This window comes from Opitutaceae bacterium TAV5, from assembly GCA_000242935.3.
In the GTDB taxonomy this organism is placed as follows: domain Bacteria; phylum Verrucomicrobiota; class Verrucomicrobiia; order Opitutales; family Opitutaceae; genus Geminisphaera.
This window is the reverse complement of sequence record CP007053.1, coordinates 1,534,157-1,547,508: the sequence shown is the minus strand read 5'-3', so window position 1 is coordinate 1,547,508 and position 13,352 is coordinate 1,534,157. Positions and strand designations below refer to the sequence as shown.

Sequence of the window (13,352 nt, the reverse complement as noted above, 5' to 3'; positions counted from 1 at the left end):
GTTTACGAGAGCGCGAGCCCGCGAGGTTCGCGCTTTTTTTGTGTCGTCATTCCACCGAAAGCCGGGCTTCGCCGTCGGCGAAGCGGGCGCGCACGCAGCCTTCGGGTTTTAGCTGGGCGCGGCGTTGCACGGGCTGGCCGGTGGTTTCGTCGCTCAGGATCACGAAGCCGCGGTTGAGCACCGAATCGGGGCTGGCCGCCTGCAACCGCTTCCAGAGGCCGAGCAACCGGTGCGACTCGATCTCCACGCGTCGCTCCGGCGAACGTTCGCGCAACGCCGCCTGCACCTCCGTAAAACGCTGGCGGTGTCCGCGCACGGCGTCGGCCAGCGCAGCCTGGAGGCGGTTGGAAAGATCGTCGATGCGCAGGAAACCGCGCTCCACCTGCGCCGACGGCGCGAGCAGCCGCAGGCGCGTGCGTGCGTGATCGAGCAGCCGCGTGGCGTCCTCGATGGCGGTGTCGATGTGGTGGTGCAGGTCTTCGGCGAGGCGTTCGCAGCGCTCCAGCGCTTTCACGAAACCGCTCGAAATCAGTTCAGCCGCGCCGCTCGGCGTCTCGGCGCGCACGTCGGCGGCGAAGTCGCACAGCGTGAAATCGATCTCGTGCCCCACCGCCGAAATGACCGGCACCGGGCAGGCGGCCACGGCGCGCACGAGCGGTTCCTCGTTGAACGCCCACAGGTCCTCGATGCTGCCGCCGCCGCGGCCGATCACGAGCAGGTCGAATATCCCGAGGCGCGCGGCCTCGTCGAGCATCGCGATCATGTCCGCCGCCGCGCCCTCGCCCTGCACGCGCGCGGGCAGCACGACCACGCGCCCGCGCCAGCCGCGGCGCGTGAGGATGCGGCAAAAATCCTGCACCGCCGCGCCGGTCGGCGAGGTGATGAAGCCGACCGTCCGCGGCAGCGCCGGCACGGGCCGTTTGCGGTCGGTATTAAAGAGGCCCTCGTCGGCGAGCTTGCGTTTCAGCGCCTCGAACTCGCGCTGGAGTTTCCCGACGCCGTCCTCGACCACGAGCCGCACGATGAGCTGGTACTGGCCGCGCGCCTCGTAAACGCTGACCTGCCCGAAAACGACGACCTGCATGCCGTCGCGCAGCCTGACGGATTGCCGGGCGGCGTCGCCGCGAAACATCACGGCGGAAAGCTGCGCGCCCGCGTCCTTGAGCGAGAAGTAGGCGTGTCCGCTGGATTGTAACCGGAGATTGGATACTTCGCCGCGAACCCAGCCGGCGCGCAGCTGCGATTCGAGGAGGGCCTTCACGCGGCGGGTGAATTCGGTGACGCTTTCGGCGCGGGCGTTGCCCTCGGCGGCGTCGTCGAAGAGGCCGCCGGCGGCGGGTGTGCCTGACGGGTTGGCGGGACGGAACGGATTCATGGCGTCGGGGGTGGCGTGTCGTTGCCGGTGATGACGGCGGCGGCGGTGCCGGATGTGGCCGCCGTTGCGCCGGCCGCGCCGTGTTCGCGTTTGAGGCGGCGGGCGCTGATCTGTTTGCGGAGGATACGGATGCCGACGGTGAGCGCCACGAGCAGGCTGATGCCGAACAGCGCCATGCCGCCGCGTCCCTTGACGAGGGCGTCGCCAAAGATGATGAGGGCAAACGCAAACGAGCAGGTCGCCACCCAGGAGATGAAGAAGTAGGGCCAGAACGGCACGGCGGCCACGCCGAGCAGGAGGCTCTGGAGCGCGTAGGGCGGACCGGGGGTAAACCGGACGAGCATGATCAGGCTGGTGCTGCCTTCGCCGCGCACTTCGGGAAGGTGGTAGCCGAGCCAGGTGCAGAGCCGGATCGCCCACGGGCGGAGCAGCCAGCGCGCCACGACATAACCGAGCGCGACGTTGATCCCGAGACTTGTCGCTGCGAAGACGAGCACCCGGGGCAGTCCGATGACGGGACCGAACAGCGGGCCGGCCGAGAGATTGAAAATGCTGATCGGCATGCCCAGGGCGGGCAGGATAGCCATCGCGGTGAAGTAGGGAAACGCTCCGAGCGAGCGTACCCAGGCCACGCTTTCGTGAAACAGCCCCGCGATCTCCGGCCCCCACAGCCGCCAGGCGACCGCAGCCGCGCCGAGCCCGACAACGGAAAGGAGGGCGAGGACGATGGCAAAAAGCCGTTTGCGGCGGGTGAAGACAGCGTGAGTCATGCGACGCTGCCGAGGGTGTCCGGGCGGCGGTGGCGACGTCAAGGGCGGGGGTGCAAGTGGCACGGGCATCCTTGCCCGTGGACGGCGCGTGGCGCTGCTCCCCGCCCGACTGCTGCGGAGAGGCAACGCTCACGGGCTGGAAGCCCGTGCCACGTCGATCCGGCGGCTTCGCCGTCGGCGGGCGAGACGCCCGCGCCACACGGGCAGGATGCCCATGCCACGCCGGGCGATCACGCAAACCTGGCCAGGCGGTCGCGGACGTCGGCGGCGAAGCGGTCGATGTACGCCTGCGTGTACGCGGCGATATCGAGCGACGGGTCGGCGACGAGCGGGGTGAGGTCCATCGCCCAGTTGATGCCCTGGAAGGCGTCGGTGGCGTGCGAGGTGTGGTAGGTGGCGTGCGCCAGCCGGCGGCCGGCCGTGGCGAGGTCGTAGCGCTTGCCGCCGGAAATCTGCGAATCGAACACGCCGACGGCGGCGGCGGCGACGTTGGGATACCGGCCGGCGTCGAGCACCTGCTTGTCGGTGTCGAGCATCCAGTCGAGGTCGCGCCACACTTCGCAGCCGAGGACGCGCTGCGGGCGTTTGTCCGCGGGAAGCGCGCGCAGGGCACGCAGCGCGTGCGCGAGGACGCCGATATGCGTGTCGTGCTTGTCGGCGGGCTGGTGCAGGTAGACGACCTCCGCGTCGGCGGTTTCGAAGAGGGTGGCGAGGTCGGCCTGGACGTCGGCGTTGGTTTTGTCCTTCACGGCCGAGCTGGGATGGGCGAGTTGCAACTGGATGCTGTAGTCGCCGACGTAGGCGGCCTTGCGCTGCTCCTGGCGGCGGATCGCCTGCATGGCGGTGTCGTCGTACTGGCCGTAGAGGCCCGAGCGCGGACTGCCGGCGCCGTTGGTGACGACCACGCCGCTGAACCAGCGGTCGGAGCGGCCGAAGCATTCGGCGATGCCATGCCAGGCCATGATCTCGATGTCGTCCTGGTGCGCGGCCACGCAAAGGTGGGTGGTGCGGGCCAGCGCGGCCTCGGGCGTGAGCGGCGCGGCGTTGGCCGCGGCGGATTCGGGGACGAAGATGTCGGCGTCGGTACGGGAGAATTTCATAGGGAAGTTGGGATTTTGAAGTTGGGAGTTGGAAGTTGGGAGTTGCAGTTTGAAATTTGTAGTGGGCAGCGGATGCCGGAGCACGGAAGGAGATCGGGATGACGCTTGCGACCAACTTCCAATCACAAACTGCCAACTACTCCGGCGCGCAGCGCCGGCAGGCTGGCGGCGGCGATGGCCTGGCCGTGGCGCTTGTCCTTTTCGTCGGGCGTGCGGAGGCGGATTTTTTCGGCGAGGTCGGGGAACCCGGCACGGAGGGTTTTGATCGCGCGGTCGATGATGATTTCGCCGCCTTCCCCGGAGGTCACACGGCCGAGGATGAGGAGATTGCGCAAGTCGTAAAATTCCGCGTAGTGAGCGATCGAATACCCGAAGCAGGTGCCGACGGTTTCGAACACGGCGCGGGCGCGGGCGTCGCCGGCGGCGAGGGCGCGCTGCACCTCGACGAGGCGTTCGGGGAGGGGGAGGGTTTCGGCAAAGTCGAAACCGGCGAGGAGGGCGAGGCGGTTGATGCCCTGCTGGGAAAAATACTGCACGCCGCAGCCGGCGTCGCCCGACCATTCGTCGCGGGGAGCGTCGTCGCGGTAATCGACGGGGGCGAAGGCGAGTTCGTTGAGCCAGGGCGTGATGTTGCCGGCGGGTGTCACGTAGCCGGCAGCCATGCTGGTGCCCAGGGAGATGCCGAGCACGGCGTTGTCGTTCATCGAGAGGGAGCCGGCCAGCGCGGTGACTTCGCCGTCGTTGACGACCTCGAAGGGGACGCCGCCCCAGCGTTCCTGAAGCGTGAAGAACATGCGGCGGATGTGTTTTTCGAACGCATCGGCCGGCACGCCGCGGAAGAGCGAGGCGACGCGCACCTCGTTGTTCACGTAGACGCCGGCCGCGCTTCCCCCGATGGCATCCACGCGGGGGAGATGCGCGGCGGCGCGGGCGAGCGAGTCATGGACGCCCTCGATGTGATAAGCGGGGTCTTTCTGGAAGTACGGGTCCCAGGGAATCTCTTCGGAGAAGACAACCTTGCCGTCGACGAGCGCGGCGGCCTTGCGGTCGCTGCCGCCGAGATCGAAGCCGATGCGGCAGCCGTCGAGATTGCGGCCGACGGGAAGCGAGGCGGTGGCGTCGGAGGGGAGGTCACTCTCGTCGGCGACGGCCTCGACGCGGAAAGGTTGTCCGTAGATTTTTTCGCCCATCATGGTGTGGTCGAAGGCGCGGGCGCCGCCGGGGGCGTAGATGCGGGCGAGCGCGGCGGCGATGTCACCGGCGCCGTGGATGAGGATGCGGCAGCCGCCGCGTTGCCAGAGGAGGAATTTGAGGAGGCGCTCGACGTAGCGGAGGGTGAGCTCCGCGGCCGGATGCGTGGCGCGAAGGAGGCGGTCGCGGTGGAGCGAGGCGCTGCCGTCGGCGCGGACGAGCGCGAGCGTGACCGGCCGCGCGCCGGGGTCGGTGGCGACGAGGGCGCGGTAGGCGCGGTTCCAGAGAACGGCGGGCACGAACCCGGGATCGAGCGGAGGACGGAGTTCGGGCGGGATGGAGACGGGAAGCGTGGCTGGCATGCGACAGAAGTCTTTTTGAACAGAAGCCCGATGACCCGGCGGGCCGGTGGATCTCGGGAATCAGCTTGTGATAAAGGGAATGAAAAATTGAACAGAAGATAACGAAGGGAACGAAGATTCGCGGGAAGCCGGCGGGGGATTGGGCGAAAGAGACATTTTCTGTTTTGGAAAAAAGGTTCCGGATACAGGACGGGTTACTGGAACCGGAATATCTTCGTTATCTTCTGTTCTAAACGGTTTGGCTTACAGTCCGGCGAGGCCGATGAGGTCGGCGGGGGAATAGCGTTTGAAGGCTTCGATGGCTTCGTATTCGGCGAGGCCGATCTGGTTGTAGGCGACGGCGAGGGCGCGGCTGCGGTCCTCGGTGCGTTGCCAGAATTCGCGGCGGTCGTTGCCGAGGAAGAGCGCCTGGTCCTTTTGCGTTTCGTGGCGGAAAATCGCGGCGCGGCGGCGAAGGACCTCGCTCGGGCTGAGCGGCACGGCCATGTCGATCTCGTCGAGTTCCCAGTCGGTCCAGGCGCCGCGGTAGAGCCAGAGTTCGGTCCCGCCCACCCAGGGCTCGCCGGTGCCGGCGCTGGTGGCGAGGGCGTCGCGGAGGGCGCGCAGGCAGAGCCGATGCGTGCCGTGCGGGTCGTCGAGATCGCCGGCGGCGAAGATCAGGTGCGGCTTCACGTCGGCGAGGAGCCGGCGGACGCCCTCGATGTCCTCGTGGGCGAGCGTGCGGCGGCGGACGGCGGTGTTTTCGTAGAACGGCAGGTTGAGGAAGTGCTGGCGCTCCTCGGGCAGGCCGCAGACGCGGGCGGCGGCCCGGGTCTCGTTGCGGCGCACGAGCGCTTTCCGGCGGGCGACTTCGGGCGAGGGCGTGAGGGCGCCGTTTTTCTCGAATTCGGCGATGAGGGCCTGCGCCTGGCCGGCGGCGGAACCGTCGCCGGCGAGCAGGCCGGAGTCGCGGGTGAAGAGGAGGAAACGCCAGAGGGTTTCGTCGGAGACGGAGGTGGAGCCGGAGACGAGGTAGCCGACATGGACCTCGTGGCCGTGCTCGACGAGGCGGCAGAGGGTGCCGCCCATGGAGATGACGTCGTCGTCGGGATGGGGCGAGAGGACGAGTATCCGCTTGGGGAATACGCCGGCGGAGGAGGCGCGGAGCGGGCGCACGGGGGCGTTGCCGCGGCGGGCGCGGGCGGGGTCGCGTCCGCCGGGCCAGCCGGTGATGGTGTCCTGCATCTGGTAAAAGCCGACGAGGTTGGCCTCGTAGGCGGAGCCGTGTTTTTGCAGGAGGTCCTGGAGGCCGGTCTCGTTGTAATCGTCGTCGGTGAGCTTGAGGATGGCCTTGCCGCGGGTGCGGGCGAGCCAGAGGAGGGCGCGGCGCGTCATGCGGTCGTCCCACGCCAGGCCCTGGTCCTCGAGCGGGCCGGCGAGCCAGGGCGTGCGGTTGCGGGTGAGGGCGCCGGCGGCGGCCTCGTCGAGGACGAAGAGGGCGTTGTCGTGCTCCTGGAGGAAGGAGGCGGTGACCTGCATGGTGACCTCGCCCTCGACGGCCTCGCGGACGATGCCGGCCTTGTGCTGGCCCCAGGCCATGAGGACGATGCGGCGGGCTTCGAGGATGGTGCGCACGCCCATGCTGACGGCGTAGCGCGGGGTGTGTTCCTCGCCGCCGAAGTCGCCGGCGGCGTCGCGGCGGGTGACGGGGTCGAGGGTGACCAGCCGGGTGCGGGAGCCGCGGTGGCTGCCGGGTTCGTTGAAACCGATGTGGCCGGTGCGGCCGATGCCGAGAATCTGGAAATCGATGCCGCCGGCGGCGCGGATGGCGTCCTCCCAGGCGCGACAGCGGGCGTCGGTTTCGGAGCGCGGGGCCATGCCGTCGGGCACGTGGGTGTTTTCCGGGGCGATGTTCACGTGGTCGAACAGGTGCGACTGCATGAAATGCCGGTAGCTCTGCGGATGGTCGGGGGGCAGGCCGAGGTATTCGTCGAGGTTGAAGGAGATGACGTTTTCGAAGCCCAGGCCTTCCTCGCGGTGGAGGCGGACGAGTTCGGCGTAAAAGCTGATCGGCGAGGAGCCGGTGGCCAGGCCGAGCACGGCTTTCCGGCCTTCCTTCTGCCGGGCGCGGATGAGCGCGGCCACCTCCGCGGCCACGGCGCGCGAGGCGTCGAGGCTGCTGGCGAAGACCGCTACCGGGGCGCGCTCGAATCGGGACGGTGTCAGCAGATGGTTGACGATCATGGCGACAGTGTAGCGCAATCGGTTATTGCCTGAAATGGCCGAAACGATGATAAATTTGCCAAAAACGATCACAGGAATGTCATGCCGGTCTCCCCTGTCCTGAAAAAACTTGCCGGGCGCGCCGCCGCGTTGCCGTTGCCGCGGGATTATTACGCGGGGGCGGCGGTGCGCGAACTGCCGCAGCCGGACAACCTTGTCGTCTTCGCACGCACGCGGCGGCGGCAGCTTTTCCATGGTTCGACGACACGGCGGCAGCATCACCACCACCGTCACGTGCTGATCCTCAACCTGCGGACGGAGGCGACGGCGTGCGTGGACCAGTCGCTCCTGCCGGGGAGGCCGGGCGAGGCGCTGCTGGTGCATCCGCATCAGTTTCACCACTACCGCGATGTGGCGGCGGACCGCGTGTGCTGGGTGTTCGTGACGTTCGAGCTGGCCCCGCCGGCATGGCTGGCGGCGTGGCGCGACGAATGGCGGACGGTGCCGGAGGAGGGGTGGGGATGCGTGGAGCGGTTGCTGGCGGCATGGCCGGAGGCGCGGAGCGATGCGGGTGCGGCGCGGAAGGCGGGCGGGGAGCTGGCGTTGCTGCTGTGCCTGCTGGGCGGGACCGGGGCGGCGTCGGGAATGGCGGCGCGGGCAGGGGCCGGGGCGGGTGCGGCGGCGCGGGCGATGGCGTCGTCCACGCTCAACCGCGTGAACGCCCGGCTGGCGGCGGCGCCGGGGCGGATGCACAGCGTGAAGGCGCTGGCGACGGAGCTCGGGTTTTCCGAAAGCCACCTGCGGCGGGTGTTTCGCGAGGAGACGTCGCTGAGCCTGGGCCGGTATTTGCGGGAGCGGCGGATGGCGCGGGCGATGGCGTTGCTGCGCGAACCGGGAGCCAGCGTGTCGTCGGTGGCGCGGGAGTGCGGGTTCGAGACGATCTACGCCTTCAGCCGGAGTTTCCGCCAGGCCACCGGCCTGCCGCCGCGCGGATACCGCAAGCAGGTGGTGGGACGCGCGTGAGCGGGGAGAGCATGGTGACGAGGGAGTTCCGGAGAAGGGTTTGCCCTTGCCGGAGACGGGAAAGATGCGATCCTGTAGTGCCATGCGTTACTGCTACCTTGGCATGGTCTTTTCCCTCCTGTTGGCATGTTTGACCGCGGTGGTTTCCGCGCAATCCGCCAGCCGGCAGGCGGGCCAGCTTCTGGCGGATGCAAGGTATGACGAACTCGACGCGCTTTATGCGAAGGTCGCCGCCGGCCCGTTTGCGATCACCGATTCCCGTCCGGAGCTGACCGATTATTTCAAGGGATTTTTCCCGAGCGAAACGAAGAGCGAAGCCGAGTGGCAGAAGCGGAGGGAGGCGCTGGAAAGGTGGGTGGAGGCGCGTCCCGAATCGGTGCCTGCCCGGCTGGCGCAGGTGGCGTTTTATCAGGAGCATGCCTGGAAGGCGCGCGGGCAAGGGTACAGCAGCACCGTGTCGGAGGAAGGCTGGAAACTCTTTGCGGAACGCAGGGACAGGGCGCTGGAATTGCTGGCGGCGGCGCCGGAAGCGGCAAGAACGGCGCTCTACGGAATCTACCTGGAGGCTTATATCAAGGCGCCGGAAGGGAAGTATCTGGAGGAGGTGCGGTGGCTCGCGGACAGGATGACGGGGATCGAGCCGGGGTTTGGTCCGGCTTACAGCCTTGTCGGCAATTACCTTTTGCCCCGCTGGTTTGGCGAGCCGGGCGATCTCGCGCGTTATGCCGCCGAAGCGGCGGACAAACTTGGCGGCGCCGATGGCGACATTCTTTATGCGCAATTGCTCGGTTGGGCGGCGTATTGTGAAGAGGACAAGTTTGTCTCCCTGCACCGGCCGGACTACGCCCGCATGGTGTGCGGTTATGAGGCGTGGCTGGAAAAAACCCCGGCGGCCAAACGATTCCCGATCCAGTCGCGTTTCTGTTACGCGGCCGGCCTGACGGGCGACTGGAAACGGGCCCGGCAACTTCTCGGCGAAATCGGCCCGATGGCCAGTTTCGGCAACTGGAATGGCCGGGAAAATTACGGGGTCTGGCTGGAAAAGTCGGGTCTGCGGCAGGAATTCGTTTCCATTGAAATCATCGAACAACAGGGACGCCTGGACGAGGCGGAGAAGCGGTACGCGGAGCTGGCACGGGACCGGGCGTCGAATCGCTGGCTGACGCTGTTTTACCTGAGCCACGGTCTGGCGCGCGAGTACGCGGGGAGCGCGGGCGCGCGGGATATGGCGGCGCCGGTGGATTCGATCCGGTCGATGGACGAGGTGGCCGAGCAATGCCGCGTGAGCATCGCGTTGCGGGATTTCCCTCGAGCCCGCGCGCTCGCGATGAAGTTCGATCGCAGCCGGCCTCACAATCTGATCGGGAAGATCACGCTCTACGAGGCCGCCTTGCTCGAAGGCGATGCGGCTGCGGCCGGCCAGGCGCGCGAAGCGATCGTTGCGCTGAAAACGAACCGCAAGGCCTACCGGGTCGCGCAGGAGGTGCTTTCGGGAAAACGGTCGGCGGCGGACGTGAAGCCGGGTGATTTTGACTGGAAAAGCGACCAGTATGCTTCGCAGGGAGCGACGGCGTGTGCCCTGCGCTTGTACGAGATCGGCGAGCCGGCGGCGGCGACGGCGCTGCTCGATGCGGCGTTGCGGCGTGAAGGAGGTTATCTGGAGGAAGCGGGGCGGTTGCGCGCGCTGGTGCTGCATCCGCCGGGATCGTCGCCCTTGTTATCGGAGGCGGCAGTGGAGGCCGGGCCGAACGCGAAGGCCGTTACCGCTGGAAGCGGCGGTTGAGTTCGCCGTGCGTGAGCTCGACGTGGGTGGGGCGGCCGGCGGGGCTGGTGTGCGGGGCCGCGCAGGCGAAGAGTTGCGCGACGAGCGTCTGCATCTCGGCAGCAGAGGGGGTCTCGGCGAGGCGCACGGCGCGGGCGGCGGAGAGGCGGGTGAGAAATTGGCGGGCGGCGGCGAGGTCGCGCTCGGGGAGTTGTCCGTCGCGCAGGGCGCCGAGCAGGTCGCGCAGGAAGGGCGACGCGGCGGCGGGGTCCATCCAGTCGGGAATGCCCTCGATGCGGAAAAAATTGCGGCCGAATTCGGCGACCTCGAAGCCGTGTCCGGCGAGGAATTTCAGACGGTCGGTGAGGAGCGCGCTGGCGACGGGATCGAGTTCGAGCGGGATGGGAAGGAGCAGGCGCTGCGTGGCCACGGTGTGGTCGGCAAACTGTTTTTCGATCCGCTCGAAAAGGATGCGTTCCTGCGCGGCGCGGCGATCGAGGAGGACGAGGCCGGCGGCGGTTTCGAAGAGCGCATAGGTGCCGTGAGCCAGCCCGATGTAGCGCCAGGCCGTGGCCGCCGGTGTCGGCAACCGGGGAGGGGGGGAGGGGGGGAGCGGTCCGGAGCCGGAGAGTGGCGGCGGTGTGGGCGTAGGCGAGTCTGCCGGCCGCGGAAGAGAAGGCATCCGGGCAGCGGCAGCCGGAGCATGTGTCCCCGGTGTCTCCTCTGTCCCATAGCTCCCATGCCCGGAGACTGCCGCCGGCGTGGCAGCGGTGCGGAGTTGCGGGAGGGGCGGTGAGAGGGGAGAAAGGGGAGGTGTGGGAGACAGGGGAGATAGGGGCGGCGGGGCGGGCGGCGTGGAGAGTTCACGGAGGGTTTGCAGGATGCCGCGGATGACGAAACCGCGCACCTGCGGTTCGCTGCGGAAACGCACCTCGCGTTTGGCCGGGTGGACGTTGACGTCCACGAGCGCGGGGTCGATGTCGAGGAAGAGAAACGCCGCCGGATAGCGGCCTTTCGGGAGCGAGTCGTGGTAGCTCTCGATCAGCGCGTAGGCGAGCGTGCGGTTGTCGACGGGACGCTGGTTGACGAAGGTGATCATCTCGTGGCGCGTGGCGCGGCCGGCGCCGCCGGGACGGGCGATGAGGCCGCGCAGCTCCATGCCGTCCTGGTGGAGATTGACGGGAATGAGCGTCTCGGCGAGCTGGTTGCCGAAAATCTCGGCGACGCGGTCGCGGAGATCGGGGCACTCGGGCGAGCGGAAGATGACGCGGCCGTTTTCGATCAGGGTGAACGAGACCGAGGGGAAGGCCAGGGCGTAGAGGCGCACGCAGGCGATGATGTGCGCGGATTCGGTGGCGTCGGTCTTGAGGAACTTGCGGCGGGCGGGGACGGAGTTGAAGAGCTGGGCGACCTCGATGCGCGTGCCGGTGGCGCGTCCGCATTCGCGGACGTGGACGAGGCGGCCGCCGTTGACGAGGATCTCCGTGCCGGCGTCGCTGGCGGCGGGGCGCGTCTGTAATGTGAAGCGGGATACGCTGGCGATGGAGGGGAGCGCCTCGCCGCGAAAACCGAAGGAGCCGAGGCGGTTGAGGTCGTCGGCGGCGGAGATCTTGCTGGTGGCGTGGCGTTCGATGGAGAGGAGGGCGTCGTCGCGCGTCATGCCGTGGCCGTTGTCCTCGATGCGCATGAGGGCGCGGCCGCCGTGGGCAAACTCCACCTCGACGCGGGTGGCGCCGGCGTCGAGGGCGTTTTCGACGAGCTCCTTGACGACGGCGGCGGGGCGTTCGATCACCTCGCCGGCGGCGATCTGGTTGGCGACGCGGTCGGGGAGCCGGCGGACGGGTTTCATATTAATCACGGAAACACGGAAACGGGGGTAGCAGAGGACGGACCGATACCGGCGCGCCTGTGCGGGCGAAAATGTTTCCCGGAAAGTGAACCACAGAGACACCGAGACACAGAGGGCACACAGAGAGTTATGTTTTTTCTCTGTGGTCCGATTCTCTGTGTCTCGGTGTCTCTGTGGTTCACTTCTTTCGGTTTTAACTCGGCCCGCTCAAGGTTTCCGTGATGGTTTTTCAGGCGAGGGTTTTATTCCAGCGGGCGAGTTGTTTCTTGATCTGCGCGGGGCCGGGCATGCCGGTGCCGCGGCGTTTGTTCATGGCGCGTTCGAGATCGAAAACCGTGGCCCAGTCGTCGCCGTAGCCGGGATGGAGTTTTTTCACTTCGGCCGTGGGGAGCTCGTTGAGCGGGAGTTTCAGTTTCTCGGCGAGTTTGACGACGGCGCCGACGGCGTGGTGGGCTTCGCGGAAGGGGACGCCGCGGTCGACGAGGTAGTCGGCGAGGTCGGTGGCGAGGAGCGCGGGATCGGCGACGGCGGCGGCGCAGGCGTCACGGTTGATGCGCGTGCCGGCGAGGGTGCCGGCGAGAACGTCGGCGCAGAGGGCGGTCTGGTCGTGGCTGTCGAAGACGGGCGGCTTGTCTTCCTGGAGGTCGCGGTTGTAGGTGAGCGGGAGGCCCTTCGCGAGGGTGAGGAGGGTGTGGAGGTTGCCCTGGAGGCGGGCGGACTTGCCGCGGAGGAGTTCGCAGGAATCGGGGTTTTTTTTCTGCGGCATGAGCGAGGAACCGGTACAAAAGGCGTCGGGCAGGTCGGCGAAACGGAACTCGGCGCTGGCCCAGAGAATGAGGTCCTCGGCGATGCGCGAGCAATGGACGCCGAAGAGGGCGCAGGCGGTGGCATACTCGATGAAGAGGTCGCGGTCGGCGACGGTGTCCATGGAGTTTTGCGTGACGCGCGGGCGGCCTTTGGCGTCGACGAAGCCGAGCTTTTGCGCGGTGTATTCGCGGTCGATGGGCAGGGTGGTGCCGGCGATGGCGCCGGAGCCGAGGGGAGACCAGTTGGCGTGGTCGGCGACGACGGCGAAGCGTTCGCGGTCGCGCTGGAGCATTTCCATCCAGGCGAAGAGGTGATGGGCGAGGGCGACGGGCTGGGCGCGCTGGAGGTGGGTGTAGCCGGGGATGAGCACGTCGCCGTCGCGACGGGCGAGGGAGAGGAGGGCGCGCTGGGCCTGGACGATCCTTTCGCCGAGGGCGGCGCAGGAATATTTGAACCAGAGGCGCATGTCGGTGGCCACCTGGTCGTTGCGGCTGCGGGCGGTGTGGAGTTTGGCGGCGGCGGGCACGCGGGCGGTGAGGGCCTGCTCGATGTTCATGTGCACGTCCTCGAGCTGCGTGTTCCAGGCGAACTTGCCGGCCTGGATTTCGTGGAGGACGGCGTCGAGGCCGGCGTGGATGGCGTCGCGTTCCCTGGCCGTGATCAGGCCGACGTGGGCGAGCATGGCGGAGTGGGCCTTGCTGCCGGCGATGTCAAAGGGGGCGAGGCGGTGGTCGAAGGAAACCGATTCGCTGAAACGGAGCATCAGCTCGGCGGGGCCGGACGAGAAGCGTCCGCCCCAGGTGGCCTGGGATTTGGCTGAGGTTTTGGCCGTTTTTCCGGCCGGATTTTTTTTCGCCATGTTTTTCGCCATGTGTGTTGCCATGTCTGGTGGTGCGTTGTCTGGAAGCGGA

General features: G+C 67.9%; 9 protein-coding genes. 2 read left to right on the top strand and 7 right to left on the bottom strand.

Annotation, left to right across the window (positions count from 1 at the left end; genetic code table 11):
- Positions 1 to 46 precede the first annotated feature (46 nt).
- From OPIT5_07070 to OPIT5_07050, 5 genes are all read right to left on the bottom strand, one after another.
- Complete coding sequence (locus tag OPIT5_07070; protein ID AHF90016.1) at positions 47 to 1,375, bottom strand: exodeoxyribonuclease VII large subunit; 1,329 nt, start codon at positions 1,373 to 1,375, stop codon at positions 47 to 49.
- Complete coding sequence (locus OPIT5_07065) at positions 1,372 to 2,145, bottom strand: hypothetical protein (GenBank protein AHF90015.1); 774 nt, start codon at positions 2,143 to 2,145, stop codon at positions 1,372 to 1,374. Before OPIT5_07065 ends, OPIT5_07070 begins: the two co-directional genes overlap by 4 nt.
- A 230-nt stretch (positions 2,146 to 2,375) precedes the next feature.
- On the bottom strand, positions 2,376 to 3,245 hold the full coding sequence (locus OPIT5_07060; protein ID AHF90014.1) for a GlcNAc-PI de-N-acetylase: 870 nt from the start codon (positions 3,243 to 3,245) through the stop codon (positions 2,376 to 2,378).
- Positions 3,246 to 3,367: 122 nt separating this feature from the next.
- Entirely contained in the window at positions 3,368 to 4,798 is a 1,431-nt protein-coding gene (locus OPIT5_07055; GenBank protein AHF90013.1) for a transcriptional regulator, read from the bottom strand.
- Between the two features lie 243 nt (positions 4,799 to 5,041).
- The gene (locus OPIT5_07050) at positions 5,042 to 7,021 is read right to left on the bottom strand and encodes a glucosamine-6-phosphate deaminase (GenBank protein ID AHF90012.1); all 1,980 of its coding nucleotides are present in this window, start codon (positions 7,019 to 7,021) and stop codon (positions 5,042 to 5,044) included.
- Positions 7,022 to 7,102: 81 nt separating this feature from the next.
- On the opposite strand from OPIT5_07050, the gene OPIT5_07045 reads away from it, so the two are divergent.
- Both OPIT5_07045 and OPIT5_07040 read left to right on the top strand, forming a co-directional pair.
- Entirely contained in the window at positions 7,103 to 8,023 is a 921-nt protein-coding gene (locus OPIT5_07045) for an AraC family transcriptional regulator (protein ID AHF90011.1), read from the top strand.
- 82 nt (positions 8,024 to 8,105) lie between these two features.
- Positions 8,106 to 9,806, top strand: a complete 1,701-nt coding sequence (locus OPIT5_07040) for a hypothetical protein (protein AHF90010.1) — start codon at positions 8,106 to 8,108, stop codon at positions 9,804 to 9,806.
- On the opposite strand, the gene OPIT5_07035 is transcribed toward OPIT5_07040, so the two are convergent.
- Positions 9,784 to 11,634 carry a DNA mismatch repair protein MutL gene (locus OPIT5_07035; GenBank protein ID AHF90009.1) on the bottom strand — a complete coding sequence of 617 codons (1,851 nt, stop codon included), beginning with the start codon at positions 11,632 to 11,634 and terminating at the stop codon, positions 9,784 to 9,786. The genes OPIT5_07040 and OPIT5_07035 overlap by 23 nt on opposite strands.
- A gap of 229 nt (positions 11,635 to 11,863) precedes the next feature.
- The gene (locus OPIT5_07030) at positions 11,864 to 13,312 is read right to left on the bottom strand and encodes an argininosuccinate lyase (protein ID AHF90008.1); all 1,449 of its coding nucleotides are present in this window, start codon (positions 13,310 to 13,312) and stop codon (positions 11,864 to 11,866) included.
- Positions 13,313 to 13,352 lie beyond the last annotated feature (40 nt).